The sequence below is a fragment of the Streptomyces sp. NPDC004838 genome (assembly GCF_053600955.1).
The window spans coordinates 152110-173625 of the sequence record NZ_JBSGAW010000012.1 but is presented as its reverse complement, the minus strand read 5'-3'; the positions used below and the strand labels follow the sequence as shown (position 1 = coordinate 173625).

16 protein-coding genes and 1 tRNA gene are annotated in these 21516 nt (G+C 71.3%); 9 read left to right on the top strand and 8 right to left on the bottom strand.

The window, feature by feature from the left end; all coding sequences use genetic code 11:
- Positions 1 to 88 precede the first annotated feature (88 nt).
- A complete protein-coding gene (locus ACWEFL_RS16475; protein WP_451712518.1) occupies positions 89 to 832 on the top strand; it encodes a vWA domain-containing protein in 744 nt (247 codons plus the stop codon).
- 217 nt (positions 833 to 1049) lie between these two features.
- Here ACWEFL_RS16475 and ACWEFL_RS16470 read toward each other — a convergent pair whose 3' ends face one another.
- From ACWEFL_RS16470 to ACWEFL_RS16450, 5 genes are all read right to left on the bottom strand, one after another.
- Positions 1050 to 2477, bottom strand: a complete 1428-nt coding sequence (locus ACWEFL_RS16470; RefSeq protein ID WP_451712517.1) for a glutamine synthetase family protein — start codon at positions 2475 to 2477, stop codon at positions 1050 to 1052.
- Positions 2474 to 3895, bottom strand: a complete 1422-nt coding sequence (locus tag ACWEFL_RS16465; RefSeq protein WP_451712628.1) for an amino acid permease — start codon at positions 3893 to 3895, stop codon at positions 2474 to 2476. Before ACWEFL_RS16465 ends, ACWEFL_RS16470 begins: the two co-directional genes overlap by 4 nt.
- Before the next feature lie 263 nt (positions 3896 to 4158).
- Positions 4159 to 5121, bottom strand: a complete 963-nt coding sequence (locus ACWEFL_RS16460) for a hypothetical protein (RefSeq protein ID WP_451712515.1) — start codon at positions 5119 to 5121, stop codon at positions 4159 to 4161.
- Between the two features lie 851 nt (positions 5122 to 5972).
- On the bottom strand, positions 5973 to 7502 hold the full coding sequence (locus tag ACWEFL_RS16455; RefSeq protein ID WP_451712513.1) for an ankyrin repeat domain-containing protein: 1530 nt from the start codon (positions 7500 to 7502) through the stop codon (positions 5973 to 5975).
- A gap of 22 nt (positions 7503 to 7524) precedes the next feature.
- Positions 7525 to 8493, bottom strand: coding sequence for a hypothetical protein (locus ACWEFL_RS16450; protein WP_451712511.1), 969 nt, complete (start codon positions 8491 to 8493; stop codon positions 7525 to 7527).
- Positions 8494 to 8752: 259 nt separating this feature from the next.
- Here ACWEFL_RS16450 and ACWEFL_RS16445 point away from each other — a divergent pair, with 259 nt between their 5' ends.
- The 7 genes from ACWEFL_RS16445 (at position 8753) to pyk (ending at position 18784) form a co-directional block, all read left to right on the top strand.
- On the top strand, positions 8753 to 9505 hold the full coding sequence (locus ACWEFL_RS16445) for a serine protease (RefSeq protein ID WP_451712508.1): 753 nt from the start codon (positions 8753 to 8755) through the stop codon (positions 9503 to 9505).
- A gap of 337 nt (positions 9506 to 9842) precedes the next feature.
- Positions 9843 to 10211 carry a chorismate mutase gene (locus tag ACWEFL_RS16440; protein ID WP_451712505.1) on the top strand — a complete coding sequence of 123 codons (369 nt, stop codon included), beginning with the start codon at positions 9843 to 9845 and terminating at the stop codon, positions 10209 to 10211.
- Between the two features lie 246 nt (positions 10212 to 10457).
- The gene (gene pepN, locus ACWEFL_RS16435) at positions 10458 to 12980 is read left to right on the top strand and encodes an aminopeptidase N (RefSeq protein WP_451712502.1); all 2523 of its coding nucleotides are present in this window, start codon (positions 10458 to 10460) and stop codon (positions 12978 to 12980) included.
- Between the two features lie 323 nt (positions 12981 to 13303).
- Positions 13304 to 14686 (top strand): pyridoxal phosphate-dependent decarboxylase family protein, encoded by a 1383-nt coding sequence (locus ACWEFL_RS16430; protein WP_451712500.1) that lies wholly within the window; start codon positions 13304 to 13306, stop codon positions 14684 to 14686.
- Complete coding sequence (locus ACWEFL_RS16425) at positions 14683 to 16128, top strand: lysine N(6)-hydroxylase/L-ornithine N(5)-oxygenase family protein (RefSeq protein WP_451712497.1); 1446 nt, start codon at positions 14683 to 14685, stop codon at positions 16126 to 16128. The genes ACWEFL_RS16430 and ACWEFL_RS16425 overlap by 4 nt, the downstream gene beginning before the upstream one ends.
- 235 nt (positions 16129 to 16363) lie before the next feature.
- Positions 16364 to 17158, top strand: a complete 795-nt coding sequence (locus ACWEFL_RS16420; protein ID WP_451712495.1) for an SIMPL domain-containing protein — start codon at positions 16364 to 16366, stop codon at positions 17156 to 17158.
- Between the two features lie 192 nt (positions 17159 to 17350).
- Positions 17351 to 18784 carry a pyruvate kinase gene (gene pyk / locus ACWEFL_RS16415; protein WP_451712492.1) on the top strand — a complete coding sequence of 478 codons (1434 nt, stop codon included), beginning with the start codon at positions 17351 to 17353 and terminating at the stop codon, positions 18782 to 18784.
- Positions 18785 to 18842: 58 nt separating this feature from the next.
- Here pyk and ACWEFL_RS16410 read toward each other — a convergent pair.
- Positions 18843 to 18915: transfer RNA gene (locus ACWEFL_RS16410), tRNA-Leu, on the bottom strand.
- Between the two features lie 99 nt (positions 18916 to 19014).
- On the opposite strand from ACWEFL_RS16410, the gene ACWEFL_RS16405 reads away from it, so the two are divergent.
- Positions 19015 to 19671 (top strand): ANTAR domain-containing response regulator, encoded by a 657-nt coding sequence (locus ACWEFL_RS16405; protein ID WP_451712490.1) that lies wholly within the window; start codon positions 19015 to 19017, stop codon positions 19669 to 19671.
- A gap of 227 nt (positions 19672 to 19898) precedes the next feature.
- Here ACWEFL_RS16405 and ACWEFL_RS16400 read toward each other — a convergent pair whose 3' ends face one another.
- Both ACWEFL_RS16400 and ACWEFL_RS16395 read right to left on the bottom strand, forming a co-directional pair.
- Entirely contained in the window at positions 19899 to 20615 is a 717-nt protein-coding gene (locus tag ACWEFL_RS16400; RefSeq protein WP_451712488.1) for an ABC transporter ATP-binding protein, read from the bottom strand.
- Positions 20612 to 21514 carry an ABC transporter ATP-binding protein gene (locus ACWEFL_RS16395; RefSeq protein WP_451712627.1) on the bottom strand — a complete coding sequence of 301 codons (903 nt, stop codon included), beginning with the start codon at positions 21512 to 21514 and terminating at the stop codon, positions 20612 to 20614. The genes ACWEFL_RS16400 and ACWEFL_RS16395 overlap by 4 nt, the downstream gene beginning before the upstream one ends.
- Positions 21515 to 21516: the final 2 nt, after the last annotated feature.

Here is a 21516-nt window from a genome sequence, read left to right as displayed (position 1 = left end):
CCGACCTCCTTTTCCGGAGGGCGACTTCGCCCGGCGGACCGCCGAGCAGGGCACGGTACGGAGCAGGGCACGGAACGGAGCAGCGATCATGGCCGCATGGCCCACCGCCGGGGGACCGGCCATCAGCCTTCGCAAGGTCGAGGAGAAGGCGCCCGCGCTGGTCAGCCTCTACAAGTCCGCGGGCGTGTCCTTGCGGAAACACGGTCTCGGGGACGAGCGAGCCGCCGTCTATCTGGTGGTCGACTACTCCGGCTCGATGAGGCCGTACTACAAGGATGGCAGCGTGCAGGCGCTCGCGGACCGGGTGCTCGGGCTCTCGGCCAACCTCGACGACGACGGACGGGTGCCCACGGTCTTCTTCTCCACCGACATCGACGCGGTCACGGAGATCGCGCTGGAGAACCACCACGGCCGGATCGACCGGATCGTCGCGGGCCTCGGGCACATGGGCAAGACCAGCTACCACCTGGCGATGGACGCGGTCATCGACCACTACCTCGACAGCGGTTCCACCGCACCGGCACTCGTCGTCTTCCAGACGGACGGAGGCCCGATCAACAAGCTCGCGGCCGAGCGCTATGTGTGCAAGGCGGCGAAGCTGCCGATGTTCTGGCAGTTCATAGGATTCGGTGACACGCACAGCAAGCAGTTCGACTTCCTGCGCAAGCTCGACGAGCTGGCCGTACCGGCCAAGCGGCCCGTCGACAACGCCGGTTTCTTCCACGCGGGCCTCGACCCCCGGCGCGTGCCGGACGCCGAACTGTACGACCGGCTCGTCGGAGAGTTCCCGGCCTGGCTGAAGGCGGCCCGTGCTCAGGGCATCGTGCGCTGAGCCGCGGGGGATTCGGCGGCGGCTCAGCGGTCGTAGGCGGTCGTAGGACCGCTCGGTCCCGGTCGACCGGTTGAAGATCAGGCCCAGCCGCCCCCGGCAGCCCCCGGCCGGCAGGCCGGGGGCCAGGGGGCGGCCGCCACCCGTACCGGTCGCGCCGCCACCCGTACCGGGCCCGTATCAGGCCCGGACCAGGACCCGCGTCCGGATCACGACCCTGTCACGCCGTGTCGAATCCGCGCCGCCGGTCCACATCCGTCACCTCCGTCCGATGCGCCGCACTCTCATGCCGTGCCGCCTGGGCGTAGTGCTCGGCGATACCGGGCCCCAGTAACTCCTCCACGAGTCCGGCGTCGAAGTCGCGGACGGCTTCGTCGAGCGACGTCGGCACCGGCCGAGCCGTCCATGCCACCGGCGTGGCCGCCACCCCCGACGCATGCGCATACGCGCTTCCGACCTGTTCGGGCGGCGGATCGATCTTGTCGTCCAGTCCGTACAGCACAGCGCCGAGCACGGCCGCCAGCGCCAGATACGGATTGGCGTCGGCGCCCGGCAGCCGGATCTCCAGATGGTGACGGTCGCCCCGGCCGACGAGCCGCACCGCACAACTGCGGTTGTCACGCCCCCAGGTGAAGTTCGTCGGCGCGTAGGCCCGCGCGTCGAAACGCTTGTACGAGTTCACCGTGGGCGCGTACAGCGGGGCGAGACGCGGCAGCGCCTGAAGCAGTCCGCCGACGGCGTGGCGTACCGCATCAGGGGTTCGGTCGTCGTCCCGCGCGAACAGTTCGCCACCGGCGAGCCCCAGCGACAGATGGATATGGCAGCCACTGCCCGTGCCGCTCAGCGGAGCCGCCATGAACGTCGGTGCGAGCCCGGCCCGTTCACCGAGAGTCCGCGTCGCCTGCTTGAACAGCAGATGCGCGTCCGCCGCGAGGAGCGGATCGCCGTGCGGGAACGTGACCTCCACCTGCCCCGGCGCACCCTCGGTCTTGACGGCCTCGACCGGCAGCCCGGCCCCCGCGAGCGCCCTCCGCAGATCCCCCAGGAACGAGGCCACCCGCTCGGGATGATCGAGGGCGTAGTCCTGGCTGCGGCTGCTCACCGGCTCCAGCTCCCGGTAGTCACCGCCGCGGATGGCGGCGTACGTGCCGTGGAACAGCACGAACTCCGTCTCCAGCCCCACGCTCGCGGTCAGCCCCTGCCCCGCGAGCCGGTCCACCACCGAACGGAGGATCCGGCGCGGCGCGACGGCGAGCGGCTGCCCGTCGTCGCCGAAGGCATCGCCGAAGACGAGGGCCGTCCGCGGCAGCCAGGGGAGCACATGCACGGCGCCGGGATCGGGACGCACCTCCATGTCCCCGTACCCGGTGTCCCACGAGGCCACCGCGTATCCGTCCAGCTGACGCATGTCCACATCCGTGGCGAGGAGATACGCGCACATTCCGGCCCCGTCGGGCACCACATGGTCGAGGAAGTGGGCGGGGCTGAACAGCTTCCCCTTGAGACGGCCCTGCATGTCGGGGACGGCCAGATACACGGAGTCCACGGCTCCGCTCTCGGCCAGCAGCACCAGATCCCTGAAGGAGACGGTCCGTCCGGCGGGCATCACCGGGGCCTCGGCGATCCGCGACCGGGGACCGCCGGTCATACGAGGTCCTCCGCCATGCGGTCGCGCTCGTCCTCGGTCCCGTACGGGATCTCGTAGGTGCGCTTGCCGCGGGCCTTCCACAGGATGCCCGCCAGGGCCAGGACGACCAGCAGGGCGATGGGCGCGTAGTTGAACGTCGCGGTGGTGATGGGGCTGACGGGCGGCAGACAGAACAGCACGGTGACGAAACCGACCCAGACGACGGCCGTCCAGCCGATCGGCCTGCTCCACTTGCCCAGATGCCACGGCCCCGGAGTGAACCGCTTTCCGGCGCGCAGCCGGAGATAGACGGGGATGGCGTACGCGGGAGTGATGCCGATGACGTTGATCGAGACGATGGCGGTGTACGCGGTCGTGGAGTACAGCGACGGCAGGGCGAGGACGAAGGGGACGGCCACGGCCAGCCACACCGCCGGCACGGGGGTCCGGGTGCGGGTGCTCAGCCGGCGCCAGGTGCGGGAGAACGGCAGGGCTCCGTCACGGGAGAACGCGAAGACCATGCGCGAGGCGGAGGCGAGGCCCGCGTTCGCGCAGAAGAGCTGCGCCACGATGATGACCAGCAGCAGGGCCTTCGCCGAGGCGGGCCCGAGCGCGTCGAGGAAGATCTGCGCCGGGGGGACTCCGGTCTCGCTGGCCATGGTGCCGGCGTAGTCCTGGATGGCGAAGAGCATTCCCGCGAGGAGCGCGAAGCCGACGATCCAGGACAGGAAGATCGAGCGGACGATGCCACGGGCGGCGCTGACCTGGGCGTGTGTCGTCTCTTCGCTGAGATGCGCGGAGGCGTCGTAGCCGCTGAAGGTGTACTGGGCGAGCAGCAGGCCCAGCAGCCCGACGTAGAGCGGGTTGCTCCACCCGGTCTCGTTGGAGAAGTGCCCGAAGACGAATCCGGCGGACTGGTGGTGCGAGGGCACGATGGCGAGCGCGCCGACGATGACCGCGACACCGCCGAGATGCCACCACACGCTGATCGAGTTGAGGATGCTGACCAGCCGCACGCCGAAGAGATTGAGCATGGCCAGAAGCAGCAGGATGCAGCCGAAGATGAGGAGCGTGCTCTCCGGAGTGGGGGTTATGCCCCATTGGAGATTGAGCCACGCGCCGATGAACAGGGCGGAGCCGTAGCAGCCGCCCGCCATGCCGCCGAGGAGCCCCAGAAGGTTGAACCAGCCCGTGACATAGCCCCAGCGCGGGCCGCCGAGCCGGCTCGCCATGTAGTAGAGGGCCCCGGAGACCGGGTAGGCGGAGGTGACCTCGGCGAGCGCTGCGCCGACGGCCAGCACCATCAGGCCGACGAAGGCCCAGCCCCACAGCATGACGGCGGGACCGCCGGTGGCGAGGCCGAAGCCGAAGAGGGTCATACAGCCGGACAGGATCGAGATGATGGAGAAGCTGAGGGCGAAGTTGCCGAACGGGCCCATGCGCCGGGCGAGTTCGGGCTTGTAGCCGAGGCTTCTGAGGATTTCCTCGTCGCTGGGGACGCCGTTGCCGGATATCGCGGGGGACAAGTGAACTACCTCCAAAGGGGGAGCGAAGGGAGTGGAACGGATGTAAGCGATGAAAGGGGTAGAAGGGATGGAAGGGGCGGGAGGAGTGCGGGGTGGTCCGTCCGGTGGTCGCGGGACGGAGAACGGAGAGGAGAGCGGTACGGTCGGCGCGGCCGGTCGGCTCGCGGGCCGGCCTTCTAGGAGTCCTTCAAGCAGCGCTGACGGGCACGGAGGAACTCCTCCTGCCACCGTTCGGGCGCGTCGGCGATGAACCGCCAGGGGGCGGGGGTCGCGCAGGAGCCGATCGCCTGGAACACCTCCGCGCACGCCTCCTCACCGAAACCGCCCGAATGCAGCGCCTGGGCAAGGTAGTTGAGATCGAGGGGCGACCATGTGGTGCTGTCGGCGTGGACGAACCAGCGCTCCAGGGCGTTCTTCGTGTAGTACGAGACCGGGTCGGTGGTCCAGAACAGAGGCGTGAGCTGACCGCTCTCCTGGCGGCTGCGGTAGATGTCCGCGTAGACGTACAGGGGGATCACCGCCAGGGGGGATCCGGGCTGTGCCCAGGAGGAGACCCAGCGTGCGAAGTCCGAGGTGTTCTGGCGGTACGCCTGGAGCGACTGGAGCAGCCGGTGCCAGGCTTCCCGGTTGCCCCGGTCGCGTTCGAGTACGGCCGACAGCAGACCCCACGGTCCCGACGGCAGGGGCCGTTCCCATGCGCTGATCCGGTGCTCGGGCCGCCGCCGGTACTCCTCCGGCGAGTCCACCTGGGCCAGGGTGAGCAGTCCCAGCCACGGGACCGGGTCGGTCGGATGGGCGCGTGCGGCGAATTTGCAGGTCAGCCGGGCGCGTTGGGCCTGGGCGACCGCGTCCCGGTCCTTCTCGCGGTGGGCGTTGAGGGCGCGCTGCACCTCCACGCGGGCCTGCATCATCCGGGCCGGGTAGGAGCGCGGCTCCTCCTGGGCCCATGCCTCGACGGTGTCACCGGTCGCGGCCGCCGCCGCCAGGATCTGACTCCGTGACGTCCACGACCCCCAGGTGGTGGTGGAGTGCAACAGATCCCGCATCGCGAGCCACCGTCCGGCGCGTACATCGTCCAGCGCCGGGCGCAGGGCCGTGTCGAAGCCCGCCGGATCGAACAGCGGCGCCCCCGCCGCCATCAGCGCGTCCCCGCGATCGGCATCGCGAAGGGACGGCGGCCGGTGCCGCCCGGTGGGCGCGAACCGGCCGCCGGGCCTAAGACGCCGGTGCGAACGGGGCCGGGCGCGCAAGGCGTCGCCGGCACGGTTTGAGTGAGCGGGCTGTACATGAGGGTCCTCAGCAGGAGATCAACTGGTGGCAGGCCGCGTACGGGACGGGCGATGGCGAACACAGGGCTGCTCGCCGCACACGGGCGGCCGGGTCCGGCCGGGAGGGACCGGGAGCACATCGGGCCTGAACGTGGGCAGGCGGAGAATCAGGAACACCGTCCGCTTGATAGCGGGAATTCTTCGGACGAGACGCGATAATCGGCCCAAGCTGACGGCCGGCGCAAGGCATTCCCGAAATTTCGGCGCAAACGTGATCCAAGCCCTCCCCGCCCGGCCTCACGTTCGCCCACAATCCCCCAGACCCGTCGGCCCTGCTCCCGGCCGCCCGAGCCTACCCGCGCCGGACGCGGCCCATGCGGTGAAATCCCTCATCGTGTCTGCCTCATTCCCCCCACGTCCCACTGTTGTCCCGCCAGCCTCACGGATGCGTGCGCGCCCGCGGATTTCAGCCGCGCGCGGTCGAGTCGCGGGTCTCGGGGCGCGGGTCTCGGGGCGAGGGTCGGGAGCCTCGGGGAGCCGGCTTTGGGGTCGCGAGACCGGGTCCCGCACCGGGTGGAGCCCCCGGCACGAGCCCGGCGTCCGGTGCGCGGTGCCCGGGGCCCGGCGTCCGGAGCCTGGTGTGTGGCGTCCAGAGTCCAGAGTCCGGAGTCTGGTGTCCGGAGTCCGGTGAGGCGGGGTTCGCACCCCGAACGCCGCACCCGCTAGCGGCACCTCGGCGCGATCCCGCCCAGCCACACCCGCGCCTTCTCGTCCTGGATCCACTCCACCGCTGCCAGTGCCGTCTCCCGCGCGGGCCCCTTCGGGTCCTCGTCCGCCAGCATTCGCGCCAGCACCGGCACCGCACGCGGATCCCGCCGCTTCGCCAGCCCCGCCGCCGCCTCCGCGGCCGTCGCGGTGTCGGAGTCGCCGAGCCGGTCCGCCAGCGCCTCCCGGATCCGGGGCGTGTCCGCGTCGAGGCCCGCCACCGCGGCGACCGCGGGCATTCTGACCCGCGCTTCCCGGTCGCGGCTGAGCGCGATGAGCGCGCCGACCCCCTCCGGGTGATCACCCGGTACGAGCCCGGAGAGCGCCACCGCCACCCGCTCCCGCACCTCCGCCTCCGTGTGTCCGGCATGGCGCAGGACCTCCGGCAGCGCGGCCGGATCGCCATGGCGCCCGAGCGCGAGCACCGCGGCCCTGACGAGCACGGTCTCCCGAGCGTCCCGTGCCAGCTCGCGCAGCAGGGGAACCGCCCGCGCCCCGAACGGCCCCCGCCCGCCGTCCCGCCCGGACTCGGGGAGCCCCAACCGCCCCAGCACATCGGCCGCGAACGCCCGCCGCACCGGATCACCGCTCGCGCACCACGCGGCCGCCGCCTGGAAGGTCTCCTCGTCGCCGCGCCGCCACAACGCCATGACCTGCTCGGTCCAGTTGTCATGCGTGGGATCGCCGCAGCCCAGCGCCCGCCCGGCCAGCTCCGCGTACGAGGTCCGCGTCCCCAGCCCGTTCTCCAGCAGGGTCGCGATCGCGGCGTGACCCGTCTGGCGCTCATCGCCCGCGGCGGGCACGCCGTCCCGCAGCACTTCGACGACGACGGTCACCCCGCCGTCCTCCTCGATCCGCCGGGAGACGGTCTCGCGCTCCTCGCCGCGCGGATTCACGCCGTACAACTCCACCAACTCCCCGCGCAGCTCCTCCTCGACATCCAGCGCGAGCCATCTCCGGGCCTCGGCGAGCGCCGCCTCCTTCGCGCCCGCGCCGTGGTCGAGGAGCGCCCGTACGGTCCCGGGCGAGCCCCGGCGCGCGGCCGACACCAGTGGCGGTTCGCCGTGCGGTCCGGTCGCGTCGGGGTCGGCGCCGTGTTCCAGGAGAGCGCGGACCGTGGTCGCGTACCCCTGCCGCACCGCCCAGGACATCGCGGTGGAGCCCATCGACTCGGGGGTGTCCGGCCGGGCGCCCGCGGCGAGGAGCGCCCGTACCACCTGCGTGTGACCGCCGACGGCGGCCCCGCACAGCGGCAGATCACCGCCGCCGAAGCCGCTGGGACGTTCAGGCCGCGCGCCCGCCGCGAGCAGCAGCCGCACGATGCCGAGGTCGTTCTGGAGGGCCGCCAGATACAGAGGGGTCTGCCCGTCCTCGTCGGCGGAGTCGGCGGGGACCCCGTCCCTCAACAGCCTGACGACGGCGTCGTCATCGCCCTCGTGGACCGCCGTGAACAACTCGGCTACCGCCGTGGTCGGCTCTTCCGTCATGCGCCGAGGCTACGGACGTCGCTCAGGTGTCGCATTCCAGAATCGTGCGGCACAGCCCGCAGCGGGCGCGTACCCGTCCGCGTACGGGAATCCGGATGCGCTGATGGCAGGTGGGGCAGGGGAAGGAGACCCGCAGACCGTCCGGCCCGTCCTCGAAGGCGTACGCGACGGCCGGGCCGCCCTCCGGTACGGGCCCGCGCCCGTGGTCGTGCCCCCGCGCCCGCCCCTGCCCGTACCCCTGTGTCCGGCCCGCGTTCTCGAGCGCGTGACGCCGGTCCTTGGCGTAGCGGTGCCGGCCCGCCCAGCCCGCCGTGGTGAGGGGCGGCTGCCGGCAGTCGTGCAGCGCGTGGGCGCGGCCCTTGGTGTACGCGGTGTACCCCTGCGGGCTGGTGAACCAGGGCGAGGGGTCCTCGTCGAAGACGAGCGCCCTCTTGGCGAGGACGTAGCCGAACTCCTCGGGCGTGAGATAGCCCAGTCTCTGGCTGGACACCCCGTCCTCCCGGAAGGCGTCGAGCAGCAGCCAGCCCGCCCCGAGATACGTGGTCACCGTGTCGGTGAGGATCTCGTTGTCGCGGACGGTGGGGAAGGCCAGTCCGAGCCGGTGCAGCAGCACATGGGTGATCTCGTGCGCGAGAGCCGCGCCGATGTCCCTGCGATGGGTGCGGAAGCGGTCGTTCAGCTCGATGAAGTACTCCGGTCCGGCCGCCAGCTCCACGCTCGCCGCGTGCTCCATCTCGCGGAAGCTCACGATCATCCGCGCGTCCGGCAGCCGCAGATGCTGGACCAGCGCACGGGCGACCCGCTGCGCCCCGAGATGAAGGTCGTCCAGGTCGGAGAAGGCCACATCGGCCGGGAGCACGCTCGGCCCGTAGGAGAGCACGCCCTCGGGTGTCAGCCGCCGGTGCAGCGCCGTGATGGCGGCCCGGACGGTGTCAAGGTGCGGATAGCCGCGTACGGCCTCCGTGCCGCTGCCACCGCTGCCCTTCGCCACCACGTTCCGTACCCCCTGTACGACGGTCGGCCCGTACTCAACTCTACGGGGCGGGCGGGGCCGGTCCGCGCCCGTGACATGCCGTCTCGCTGGCCGAAAAGTGCTCCTTGCGGCCCCGTCGGCGCACTCTCCATAATCCCGATCACGCCTTGTCGGGCTCATGACAGATGTGTGGTGTCATGCACCGCGCGCTTCCTGGGTACGGCTCCGGCGTCAGACCGAACCCCCCACGAAAGGCAGCCCGTTGAAGATCCTCGGCATGCTCAAGAGATGCGCCGCGGCAGGCGCCGTCGTCCTCGCCGCCGTCAGCCTCCAGCCCACCTCGGCGTCGGCCGCCCCGGCCCCCGTCGTCGGCGGCACCCGCGCGGCCCAGGGCGAGTTCCCCTTCATGGTCCGGCTCTCCATGGGCTGCGGCGGCGCGCTCTACAGCCAGCAGATCGTGCTCACCGCGGCGCACTGCGTGAGCGGTTCCGGCAACAACACCTCCATCACCGCCACCGCCGGAGTCGTCGACCTCCAGAGCGGCAGCGCCGTCAAGGTCAGGTCGACCAAGGTCCTCCAGGCCCCCGGCTACAACGGCACCGGCAAGGACTGGGCGCTGATCAAGCTCGCCAGGCCGATCAACCTCCCGACCCTGAAGATCGCCGATACGAACGCGTACGACAGCGGCACCTTCACCGTCGCAGGCTGGGGCGCGGCCCGCGAGGGCGGCGCACAGCAGCGTTACCTGCTCAAGGCGCAGGTCCCCTTCGTCTCCGACGCCTCCTGCCGACAGGCGTATCCGGGCCTCGTCGCCAACGAGGAACTCTGCGCGGGCCTTCCCCGTGGCGGGGTCGACACCTGCCAGGGCGACTCCGGCGGGCCGATGTTCCGCAAGGACGACGCCAACGCGTGGGTCCAGGTCGGCATCGTGAGCTGGGGCGAGGGCTGCGCCCGGCCGAACTATCCGGGCGTCTACACCCAGGTCTCGCACTTCGCCGCGGTGATCAGGGCCGCGGCGGCGACGCTCTGACGGAGCCGGACCACGTTCGTTGAGGGGCGGGCGGCGGACGTCCGGGTCCACCGCCCCGCCCCCGCTTTCCGCCCTGCCCCCGCCCCGCCCCGCCTCGGACCAGTCCGCCCCGCCTCGGACCACTCCGGCCCGGACCACTTCGGCCCGGTCCGCGGACAGCCGACGGCCTTCGCGCGCGCCGGCCCTCACACGAAGGCCCTCGGCTTCCCGGCCCGCCGCGGGGCACGGCCCCCGTCACCCGCGACCCGCTGGCCCCCTCGTGCGCGTCCGTGGCCGAGGCGACCCGGAACCACCCGCGGCGCCCCCGGCCGGCCCGCGCACCGTAAGCTCGATCACCATGACCACCAGGGAGATCGACGACAGCGTCCGCGCGGAGCTCGACCGGCTGCGCGGGAGCATCGACAACATCGACGCGGCCGTCGTCCATATGCTCGCCGAGCGCTTCAAATGCACCCAGCAGGTCGGACACCTCAAGGCCCAGCACCAGCTGCCGCCCGCCGACCCCGCCCGCGAGGCCCGCCAGATCGAGCGGCTGCGCCAGCTCGCGGAGAGCGCCAAGCTGGATCCGGCGTTCGCGGAGAAGCTGCTGAACTTCATCATCGCCGAGGTGATCCGCCACCACGAGACGATCGCCGCCAACCCGGACGCCGCGAAGCCCGCCAAGGCCGCCGAGCCCGTGAGGGTCGCCTCGGACCACCGCGGGTAGCGCCCGCCGAGCCCGGGTCCACGGCCCCGCGCGGGCCCGGATCCGCCGGGCCCCGTGACCCGCGGCCCCCGACCCGGGCGAGCCGCCGGACGACCTGCGGGCCCACCGGATCCCGCGGGCCGGGGGAGCCGGCGGAAGGCGACCGGGACCTCTCCGGCGGATCCCGGCCACCTCGGGCACCCGTGCGCTCAGAGCGGAACCATTACCCCGTGTGCGAACCGACCCTCATCAGGCAGCATGGCCCCCATGCCCGTACTCACGCGCGACGAAGCGCAGGCCCGAGCCCGACTACTCGACGTCCACCGCTACACGATCGCCCTCGACCTGACGACCGGGGCCGAAGCCCCGGAGCGGAACGGGGAGGAGATCTTCGGCTCCCGGAGCGTCATACAGTTCACCGCGCGCGCGGACGGGGACTCCTTCGTCGAGCTGAAACCCGCTGAGCTGCGCTCCATCACCCTCGACGGCCAGGCCCTCGACCCCGAGGACCTCTCCGGCAACCGGTTCCCGCTCACCGGGCTGACCGCGGGCGAGCACGAGCTGAGCATCGAGGCGGACATGCGGTACTCCCGTACCGGCGAGGGCATGCACCGCTTCACGGACCCCACCGACGGCGAGACCTACGTCTACACCCAGCTCTTCCTCGAAGACGTCCAGCGCGTCTTCGCCGCCTTCGACCAGCCGGACCTGAAGGCCGTCTTCGAACTGTCCGTGCGCGCGCCCGAAGGCTGGACCGTCCTCGGCAACGGCGTCGCCACCCACGACGGGGACGGCGCGTGGACCTGCGCGCCCACCCCGCCGCTCTCCACCTACTTCGTCGCCGTGGCCGCGGGCCCCTGGCACTCGATCCGGACCGAGCACGCCGGACTGCCCTTCGGCCTGCACTGCCGCCGCTCGCTCGCCCCGTACCTCGACGCCGACGCCGACGAACTCGTCGAGATCACCCGCCAGTGTTTCGACCGGTACCACGAGAAGTTCGAGGAGCCGTACCCCTTCGACTCCTACGACCAGGCGTTCGTCCCGGAGTTCAACGCGGGCGCGATGGAGAACCCCGGCCTGGTGACCTTCCGCGACGAGTTCGTCTTCCGCTCCGCCGTCACCGACACCGAGCGGCAGACCCGCGCCATGGTCATCGCCCACGAGATGGCGCACATGTGGTTCGGCGACCTCGTCACGCTCACCTGGTGGGACGACATCTGGCTGAACGAGTCGTTCGCCGAGTACATGGGCTACCAGATCCTCACCGAGGCCACCCGCTTCACCGACACCTGGGTCGACTTCGCCGTCAACCGCAAGGGCTGGGGCTACGACGCCGACCAGCGCCCCACCACCCACCCCGTCGCCCCCGCCGCGGACGCCGTTCCCGACACCGAGTCCGCCATGCTCAACTTCGACGGCATCTCGTACGCCAAGGGCGCGTCCGCGCTCCGCCAACTCGTGACCTGGATGGGGGAGAAGGACTTCCTCGCCGGGATCAACATCCACTTCGCCCGGCACCGGTTCGGCAACGCGACCCTCGCCGACTTCATCGACTCGCTCGCCCGCGCCACCGACCGCGATGTGCACGCCTGGGCGGAGTCCTGGCTGCGCACCAGCGGCGTCGACACCCTGCGGCCGACCGTCACCGAAGCCAACGGCACCTGGTCGCTCACCGTCGCCCAGGACGGCGGCCGCCCGCACCGTATCGCCGTCGCCGGCTACGACACCGACCCGGTGGACCCCGAGCGGCTCGTGCCGCGCGGCCGGTTCGAACTGGACGTACCGCACGGCGAGACCCCCGCCGAGGCCCACCCCGGCCGCCGCCCTGCCCTCGTCGTCCTCAACGACAACGACGCCACCTACGCCAAGGTCCGCTTCGACGCGACCTCCTGGAACACCGTCGTGGGCTCCCTGTCCTGTCTGCCCGACCCGCTGACCCGCGCCGTCGTCTGGAACACGGCGCGCGACATGGTCCGGGACGGGGATCTCGCGCCCACGGCCTATCTGGAGGCGGCCCGCGCCCACCTGCCGCGCGAATCCGACCTCGCGATCGCGGAGGGCGTCATCGGCTTCGCGGCCACCCAGATCGCCAACCGGTATCTGCCCGAGGCCGAGCGGCCCGCCGCACTCGGCACGATCAGGAACATCTGCCGCGATCTCCTGCGCCGCACGGAGGACGGCAGCGACGCCGGCCTGCGCCTCATCGCCGTACGCCACGCCATCGACGCCGCCGCCCAGCCCGAGACCATCCAGGAGTGGCTCTCCGACGGCAGTGTCACCGGCGGCCCCGAACTCGACCCCGAACTGCGCTGGCGCATCCTCTACCGCCTCGCCGTCCTCGGCGCGCTCGACGAGCCCGCGATCGCGGCGGAACAGGAACGCGACCCCAGCGCGACGGGCCGGGAAGGCGCGGCCCGCTGCCGTGCCGCCCTCCCGACACCGGAGGCCAAGGCGGCGGCCTGGGACCTCCTCTTCACCTCCGACACCCTCTCCAACTACCTTTTCACCGCCACGGCCCAGGGCTTCTGGCAGCCCGAACAAGCCGGTCTCGTACGGGAGTACATCCCCCGCTTCTTCACCGACTCCGTCGCCCTCGCCGCACGCCGGGGTCCCGCCATCGCGGAGGCGGCCGGCCGGCACGCGTTCCCCCTCCACGCGGTGGACCCGAAGACCCTGGAACACGGGGAGCGGTGCCTCGAGGACTCGGAGATGATCCCCGCCTTGAGGAGGAAACTGGCCGACCAGATCGACGACCTGCGCCGCGCACTGTCGGTCCGCGGTTCCGGGTGACCCCGGAGCCGTAGCCCGGTCTTCGGCCCCCGCCCCCGCACCCGTGCCCGAGCGCCAGGAGCGGGGGCCGCGCGGACTCCGCCACGATCCCCGGCGCAGGCCCGGTACGAGCCCCGCGCAGGCCCCGGCACTGAATCCGCGCGGAGAGCCCCGGCACGCCCCCACGCCCTCTCGCCGCCCCGAGGCGCGCCGACGCCCGCCGACCGCGCCCGCCCCGGCACGGCCCCGTGCCAGGCGTCCCATCACCACTTCTTCTCCGGATCGTTGAGCACCACGCACCCCCACTCGGAGGGGAGCGCCAACGCCGCCCGGAGGAGCCCGCGATGACCGAGCCCCGCACACCCCCGCTCGCCGGTGGCGTCACGGGGCCCGACCACCTCCGGCCCCTGCTCGCCATCGTGCTGGACGCCCTCCGTACCGGTGCCGTCGCCCGTGGCGGCCCGTTCCCGCAGGGCGGGCCCGAAGCCGTCGCCGCCCGGCTCGCCGAAGCACTCGGCGACCCGTTCCCCGCACACGGCGTCGGCGCCGAGAACGCCCTCCACTCACTCGTCCACGCCATGGCGCAGGGCGCGGCCGACCCCGCCGACCCCCTGTGCGCCGCCCATCTCCACACCTCCCCCCTCGCGCTCGCCGTCGCCGCCGATCTCGCGGCCACCGCGCTCAATCCGTCCCTGGACTCCTGGGACCAGGCCCCGGCCGCCTCCGAGCTGGAGAGCGCCGTCACCAGGGCGCTCGCCGCCGAGGTGTACCCGGACAACGACACCGCCGACGCCCTCGTGACCACCGGCGGCACCGAGTCCAACCAGCTGGCCCTGCTCCTCGCCCGCGAACGCCACGGAGCGGTCCAAGTCATCTGCGGGGCCTCGGCCCATCACTCCGTACGACGGGCGGCCTGGCTGCTCGGACTCCCCGAGCCCCTCCCCGTCCCCACCCCCCGAGGCGTCCTCGAACCCTCCGGGCTCGACGAGGCGCTCACCGACCTCCCCGGCCCCCATCTCGTCGTCGCCACCGCAGGCACCACGGACACCGGACGGATCGACCCGCTCTCCCCGATCGCGGACCTCTGCGCACAGCACACCGCCGAACTGCACGTGGACGCCGCCTACGCGGGCGCGCTGCTCTTCAGCGCCCGGCACCGGGCCGAGCTGACCGGCATCGAGCGCGCCCACTCCGTCACCCTCGATCTGCACAAACTCGGCTGGCAGCCCGTCGCCGCGGGCCTGTTCGCGGTACGGGACCGGGCCCGCCTCGCCCCCCTCGCGATCACGGCCGAATACCTCAACCCCGACGACGACACCGAGGCCGGACTCCCCGACCTCCTCGGCCGTTCCCTGCGGACCACCCGGCGTCCCGACATCCTCAAAGTCGCCGTCACCCTCAAAGCGCTCGGCCGCGGCGGACTCGCCGAACTCGTGGACCGCACCCGCGACAGCGCCCGGCGGCTCGCCGCGCTGATCGACGAGAACCCCCGGCTGGAGCTGTGGGAACAGCCGACGCTGACCACCGTGCTGTTCCGGCCCGTCACGGCCACCGACGAAGAGACCGCCGAGATCCGCCGCTCCCTCCTCGCCGAGGGCCGCGCCGTCCTCGGCCGCGCCCGCGCCGACGGGCGGCTCTGGCTCAAAGCCACCCTGCTCAACCCGCACGCCACCCCCGGCGACCTGCGCGACCTGATCGAACTCGTGGAAGGCGGCACCCCTCGATGACCGGCACCCCCGCAACCGGACCCCTGCGCTCCGACGCCCCCGAATCCTGGGCGGACCCCCGGCCCCGAGACCTTGTGGGCATCGGCATCGGGCCGTTCAACCTCTCCCTGGCCGCACTCGCCGACGGCGTCCACGGCGGCCTGGACACCGCGTTCTACGAGCAGCGGCCCCGCTTCAGCTGGCACCCCGGCCTCCTGATCGAAGGAACGACTCTCCAAGTCCCGTTCCTCGCCGATCTGGTGACCCTCGCCGACCCCGCGAGCCCCTGGAGCTTCCTCAGCTATCTGCGCTCACGCGAACGGCTCTTCCCGTTCTACTTCGCCGAGAGATTCCACATCCACCGCGCCGAGTACGACGCCTACTGCCGCTGGGTCAGCGACCAACTCCCCGGACTGCACTTCGGCCATCAGGTCGACGCCGTCCGCTGGAACGCCGAACGCGGCCTGTTCGAGGTCGACTTCACCCGGCTCGACGGCGACGGCGGGGCGGACTCCCTCGGGCGCACCTACGCCCAGAACATCGTCCTCGGCGTCGGCACCGAACCCAGCGTCCCCGAGCCGCTCCGTCCCCTCGTCGACGCCCCCACCGTCCCGGTGATCCACTCCGCCGACTATCTCGCCCACCGGGACCGCCTGATCGCCGCGGGCCACGTCACGGTCATCGGCTCGGGCCAGTCGGGCGCGGAGGTCTTCCTCGATCTGCTGAGGGAGCGCCCCGCCGGAGCCGAACGGCTCCACTGGCTGGCCCGTACGGAGGCGTTCACGGCCGTGGAGGACTCCAAACTCGGTCTGGAGCACTTCACCCCCGACTACAGCCGTTACTTCCGCGCCCTGCCCGAGCAGACCCGCGACCGACTCGTCCCCCATCAGTGGCGGCTCCACAGAGGCATCGACGCCGGCACCGTCTCCGCGATCCACGACGAGCTGTACCGCCGCACCATGCACGGCGGCTGGCCCGACGCCGTCATCACCCCCGGCGTCACGGTCCGGACGGCGGGCCGGCTCGCCACCACCAAGGTCGAACTCCATCTGGAACACGTCCAGCAGGGCGTCCGCTCCCGCCTCACCACCGACGCGGTCGTCCTGGCCACCGGCTACCGCGAGCGTCCGGTCGATCGGATGCTCGCCGGCCTCGACCCCTATCTGCGGCAGGACTCCGCCGGACGGCCGTGCGTCGACGAGGAGTTCAGGCTCCTGCTCGACCCGGCGGTCACCGGCTCGGTCTATGTGCAGAACGCCGAGACCCACACCCACGGCGTCGGCGCACCCGACCTCGGACTCGCCGCCTGGCGGGCCGCCGGCATCCTCAACACGCTCACCGGCCGGCATCCGTACCCCATGCCGAGCCGCACCGCGTTCACCACCTTCGGCCTCGAACGGCCGGAGCCGCCCAGGATCCCCGGGCCCGGGAGGGAACTCATCCCCCTCACCCAAGGGCGCTGAGTCCCTCGCCCGCCGTCCACCGCCCCGGGCACTCCTTCCCCTTCTGCCGTCCCTCCGCCGCCCGCTGCGCGACGTCGCGGGGATTCCCGCCCCGAAAACCCCGCCCGGCGGCACCCCTCGCCCGAATCCCCGTGATGTGCGCCGGTGCCGCGAGGAGGATGCGAGAGTGTCCGTACGCTTGCGGACGCGGGGCGGTCGATGCCACGCGACGCCATGTGTACGAGGGAGCCCGCAGATGACCACCGACGCACCCAGGCCCGACACGCCGACCACCGACGCACCCCCCGCCCCCGCCCCGCCCCCTGCCGCTGCCCCCACTCACCCGGCCGGCGCGGTTCCCACGCCCCCTGCCCCGTTCGGAACCCCCGAGGCGCCACGCGTCGCGGTGCGCGGCGAGGCCCGCCTCGAATTCGACCCGGAGATCGCGCGGATCACGGTCTCGGTCAAGGCACGCGGCACCGACCGGCGCAGCGCCCTGGAGGACCTCACCCGCCGCAACTCGGCGGCCCTGGAGCTGATCAAGTCGTACGGCGACGCCGTGGAGAAACTGGAGACCGGAGCGTTCTCCATCACTCCCGAGCTGACCCGGCACGGCCGGGGCGAGCGGGTCCGCACGTACCACGGCCATGTCCAGCTGAACGCCACGCTGTCCGACTTCACCGCGCTGGGCGAGCTGACCACCCGGCTCGCCGATCTGGAGCTGACCAGCGTCGGCGGGCCCTGGTGGGCGCTGCGTCCCGACTCTCCGGCCCATGGCGAGGCCCGTCGGCAGGCGGTGCGGGAAGCCGTCAAGCGCGCACGTGAGTACGCGGGGGCCCTGGGCGCGCGGCTGTCCGCGCTGGTGGAGCTCGCCGACCTGGGCGCGGAGACGCCGGCGTACGAACGGGCCATGCCGATGACGGCTCTGCCCACCCCCGGTGCGATCGGCACCGCCGCCGGAGCGGCCCCGGTTCTCGACCTCGAACCCCGCCGCCAGACGGTCGCCGCACAGGTGAACGCCCGCTTTACGATCACTCCTCCTGAGCTGTGACGGAAATTCACCCCATGCGCCGGGCGTCCGGTGATGGGTGGCAGGTGTCACCCGTGCCCGGACGCCCCGAAAATGCTCATCGGAGCGGCCTTACGCACAATTCAACAGTTGTCAATAAGCCTTCATGCAATGGTTGTTGGGCAGTCACGTGGACCCAATTCTCTACCCATCGGTAAGCAATAGGCTCGCACCATGCGCCGAGCGAAAATCGTCTGTACTCTGGGCCCCGCCACCGACTCCTACGACCGGATCAAGGCACTGGTCGAGGCCGGGATGGACATCGCCCGCTTCAACCTCAGCCACGGCTCGTACGCCGATCACGAGGAGCGCTACCACCGGGTGCGCAAGGCGTCGGACGAGACGGGGCGCAGCGTGGGAGTCCTCGCGGACCTTCAAGGTCCGAAGATCCGACTGGGACGCTTCCGTGAAGGTCCCGTACTCCTTGAACGCGGGGACGAATTCACCATCACCGTCGAGCGGGCGGAAGGCGACCGCAATATCTGCGGAACCACCTACAGCGGTCTCGCCGCCGATGTCACCGCAGGTGAGCGCATTCTCGTCGACGACGGCAAGGTGGCGCTCGAAGTGATCGCGGTCGACGGTCCGCGGGTGCGGACCACCGTCGTCGAGGGAGGCATGGTCTCCGACAACAAGGGACTCAACCTCCCCGGTGTCGCGGTCTCCGTCCCCGCCCTGTCCGAGAAGGACGTCGAGGACCTCCGCTGGGCGCTGCGGACCGGGGCGGACATCATCGCCCTCTCCTTCGTGCGCAGCGGCCGGGACATCGACGACGTCCACCGCATCATGGACGAGGAGGGCCGCCGGCTCCCCGTGATCGCCAAGGTGGAGAAGCCGCAGGCCGTCGAGAGCATCGACGACATCGTGGCCGCCTTCGACGGCATCATGGTCGCCCGCGGCGACCTCGGCGTCGAAATGCCGCTGGAGCAGGTGCCGATCGTGCAGAAGCGTGCGATCAAGCTCGCCAAGCGCAACGCCAAGCCGGTCATCGTCGCCACCCAGATGCTGGACTCGATGATCGACAACTCCCGTCCCACGCGCGCCGAGGCGTCCGACGTGGCCAACGCGGTCATCGACGGCACGGACGCGGTGATGCTCTCCGGCGAGACGAGCGTCGGCAAGTACCCCGTCGAGACGGTGCGGACGATGAGCCGTATCGTCGAGGCGGCCGAGGAGGACGTGCTCGCCAAGGGCCTGCCGCCGCTGAACGAGCGCAACAAGCCCCGGACGCAGGGCGGGGCGGTCGCCCGTGCCGCGGCCGAGATGGGGGACTTCCTCGGCGCGAAGTTCCTGGTGGCCTTCACCCAGTCCGGCGACACGGTCAAGCGGCTGTCCCGCTACCGCTCGCCGATTCCGCTGCTCGCCTTCACCCCCGACCCCGCCACCCGCTCCCAGCTCAATCTGACCTGGGGTGTGGAGACCTTCCTCGGCCCCCACGTCGGCTCCACCGACGCGATGGTCGCCCAGGTCGACGAGGAACTGCTGAAGATCGGCCGCTGTGAGCGCGGTGACATCGTGGTGATCACGGCAGGATCCCCGCCCGGAGTGGCCGGTTCCACCAACCTGGTGCGTGTGCACCGCATCGGTGAGGGCGATACCGCCCGCTGAAGCGGGAAGGCCCCTCAATGGAGGGGCCTTTTCGGTGACCTTGGAAAAAGAGGGAAAGTACCCCGGGTGGGATTCGAACCCACGCTGGATGGTGTTTGAGACCATTGCCTCTACCGCTGGGCTACCGGGGCGCCCTTGGAAATAAAGGATGACGAAGACCCTTCGTGTCCCAACCATACAGGAGCTGGGTAGTCTCATGGGGAGCACCCTGCCTTGGAATGAGGAGTCCCGTGACCGCCCCCGACCAGCCACAGCCCGTCGCCGACGACGACAAGTCGCATGTGCCTCCGCTGACGACCCGCGTCGTGATCGCGGAGGACGAGGCCCTCATCCGGCTCGACCTCAAAGAGATGCTGGAGGAAGAGGGTTACGCGGTCGTCGGTGAGGCCGGGGACGGTCAGCGGGCCGTCGAACTGGCCCGTGAGCACCGGCCCGACCTGGTCATCCTCGATGTGAAGATGCCCGTCCTGGACGGCATCTCGGCGGCCGAGAAGATCGCCGAGGAGTCCATCGCGCCCGTCCTGATGCTCACCGCGTTCTCCCAGCGCGATCTGGTCGAACGGGCGCGGGACGCGGGGGCCATGGCGTATCTCGTCAAGCCCTTCAGCAAGAGCGATGTGGTGCCCGCGATCGAGATGGCCGTCTCCCGCTTCACCGAGCTGAGGGCGCTGGAGAAGGAGGTCGCCGACCTCTCGCAGCGGCTGGAGACCCGCAAGCTCGTCGACCGCGCCAAGAGCGTTCTCCAGACGGAGTACGGACTCACCGAGCCCGCCGCCTTCCGGTGGATCCAGAAGACGTCGATGGACCGGCGGCTGTCGATGCAGCAGGTCGCCGAAGCGGTCATCGAGGACGCCGCGGAGAAGAAGGCGGCCAAGGAAGGCCAGTAGGCGTATGCCTGCGGTCCCGTGAGCGCCGGAACGCCCCACCGGGCGTCCCACCGGGCGTTCGGGCGCGTGAGGGTCTCTGCTGTGGCGTGTGCCGGCGGCCGTACGCCGGTGTGCGGACGAACGGCCAGGGCCCGCGCCCCGATCCATCCGATCCATCCGGGGTGCGGGCCCTGACACCTCTGTCCGCGGTTCACTCCGTTCAGTCCACGCGGCTCAGTCCACGCGGCTCAGTCCTCGCCGAGGTACGCCTTGCGGACCGACTCGTCGTGCAGGAGATCCTGGCCGGTGCCGGACAGGACGACACTGCCGACCTCCATCACATGCCCCTGATCGGCGAGCGAGAGCGCCGCCTGGGCGTTCTGCTCGACGAGCAGGATCGTGGTGCCCTGGGCCTTCAGCTCGCTGATGGTCGACATGATCTTCTGCATCATGATCGGCGAGAGCCCCATGGAGGGCTCGTCGAGCATCAGCAGCTTCGGCTGGGACATCAGCGCCCGGCCCATGGCGAGCATCTGCTGCTCGCCGCCGGAGAGGGTGCCCGCGGCCTGTCTGCTGCGCTCGCCCAGGATCGGGAACAGCTCGTAGGCGCGCTGGATGTCCTTCTCGATGCCCGCTTTGTCCGTCCGCAGGAACGCGCCGAGCTTGAGGTTCTCGGCGATCGTCAGCCGGGGGAAGATATGCCGGCCTTCGGGGGAGTGGGCCAGGCCCAGCGCCACGATCTTGTGCGCGGGGACCCCGCTGAGCGGTACGCCGTTGAAGGTGATCCGCCCGCTGGCGGGCTTGAGCAGCCCGGAGAGCGTACGCAGGGTGGTGGTCTTGCCCGCGCCGTTGGTCCCGATGAGGGTGACGATCTGGCCGGCCTCGACTTGGAAGGAGATGCCCTTCACGGCTTCGATCTTGCCGTAGGCGACCCTGAGGTCCTCGACCTCCAGCAGTGCGGTCACTGGGCTTCCCCTTCCGGGCCGGTGGTGGTGCGGGCGTCGCTGTGCGCCTCTGCCTCGGCTTCGGCCGCCTCGACCTCGGCCAGCTCCTCCGCGCCCGGCGCTCCGTCGAAGGGTGTGCCCAGATAGGCGGCGATGACGCGCTCGTCGCCCTGGACGACCTCGGGCGTGCCCTCGACGAGTTTCTCCCCCTGGACGAGACAGGCGACACGGTCGCAGAGATTGAAGATGAAGCGCATGTCGTGCTCGATGACGAGCACGGCGATGCCCTGGTCCCGGATGGCGAAGATGAGTTCCTCGGCGGCCCGGGTCTCCTGTGGGTTCATACCGGCCGTCGGCTCGTCCAGGAGCAGCAGACCGGGATCGCTCGCCATCGCGCGCGCGATCTCCAGCTTGCGCTGTTCTCCGTAGGGGAGGTTGCGGGCGAGATGGTCGGCCTTGTGGTCCAGGCCGGTGAACGCCAGGAGTTCCATGGCCCGTTCGTGCGAGGCGGCTTCGGCCTTCTTGAAGCCGGGGCCGCGCAGGAGGGCCGACCACAGGCCCTCCTTGGTGCGGGTGTGCCGTCCGACGAGGACGTTCTCCAGAACCGTCATATTGGCGAAGAGCCTGATGTTCTGGAACGTCCGGGCCACGCCCGCCTTGGTGACGAGGTGCGGTTTGGACGGCAGCACGGTGCCCTTGTAGCTGACCCTGCCCTCGGTGGGGACGTACAGACCGGTCAGGCAGTTGAAGAAGGTGGTCTTGCCGGCGCCGTTGGGGCCGATGAGCCCGACGATCTCGCCGGTGCCGACCGTGAGGTCGACCGAGCGCACGGCGGTGAGGCCCCCGAAGCGCATGGTGACGCCGGTGGCCTTGAGTACCGTCTCGGTCTCGGTGGCGGTGGTCTTCGTGGTGGTGGTCATAT

Coding starts and splice junctions, on each gene's coding strand:
- ACWEFL_RS16475 (WP_451712518.1), top strand. CDS start 89: ATGGCCGCATGGCCCACCGCCGGGGGACCGGCCATCAGCCTTCGCAAG.
- ACWEFL_RS16470 (WP_451712517.1), bottom strand. CDS start 2,477: ATGACCGGCGGTCCCCGGTCGCGGATCGCCGAGGCCCCGGTGATGCCC.
- ACWEFL_RS16465 (WP_451712628.1), bottom strand. CDS start 3,895: ATGGGCCCGTTCGGCAACTTCGCCCTCAGCTTCTCCATCATCTCGATC.
- ACWEFL_RS16460 (WP_451712515.1), bottom strand. CDS start 5,121: ATGGCGGCGGGGGCGCCGCTGTTCGATCCGGCGGGCTTCGACACGGCC.
- ACWEFL_RS16455 (WP_451712513.1), bottom strand. CDS start 7,502: ATGACGGAAGAGCCGACCACGGCGGTAGCCGAGTTGTTCACGGCGGTC.
- ACWEFL_RS16445 (WP_451712508.1), top strand. CDS start 8,753: ATGCTCAAGAGATGCGCCGCGGCAGGCGCCGTCGTCCTCGCCGCCGTC.
- ACWEFL_RS16440 (WP_451712505.1), top strand. CDS start 9,843: ATGACCACCAGGGAGATCGACGACAGCGTCCGCGCGGAGCTCGACCGG.
- pepN (WP_451712502.1), top strand. CDS start 10,458: ATGCCCGTACTCACGCGCGACGAAGCGCAGGCCCGAGCCCGACTACTC.
- ACWEFL_RS16430 (WP_451712500.1), top strand. CDS start 13,304: ATGACCGAGCCCCGCACACCCCCGCTCGCCGGTGGCGTCACGGGGCCC.
- ACWEFL_RS16425 (WP_451712497.1), top strand. CDS start 14,683: ATGACCGGCACCCCCGCAACCGGACCCCTGCGCTCCGACGCCCCCGAA.
- ACWEFL_RS16420 (WP_451712495.1), top strand. CDS start 16,364: ATGACCACCGACGCACCCAGGCCCGACACGCCGACCACCGACGCACCC.
- pyk (WP_451712492.1), top strand. CDS start 17,351: ATGCGCCGAGCGAAAATCGTCTGTACTCTGGGCCCCGCCACCGACTCC.
- ACWEFL_RS16395 (WP_451712627.1), bottom strand. CDS start 21,514: ATGACCACCACCACGAAGACCACCGCCACCGAGACCGAGACGGTACTC.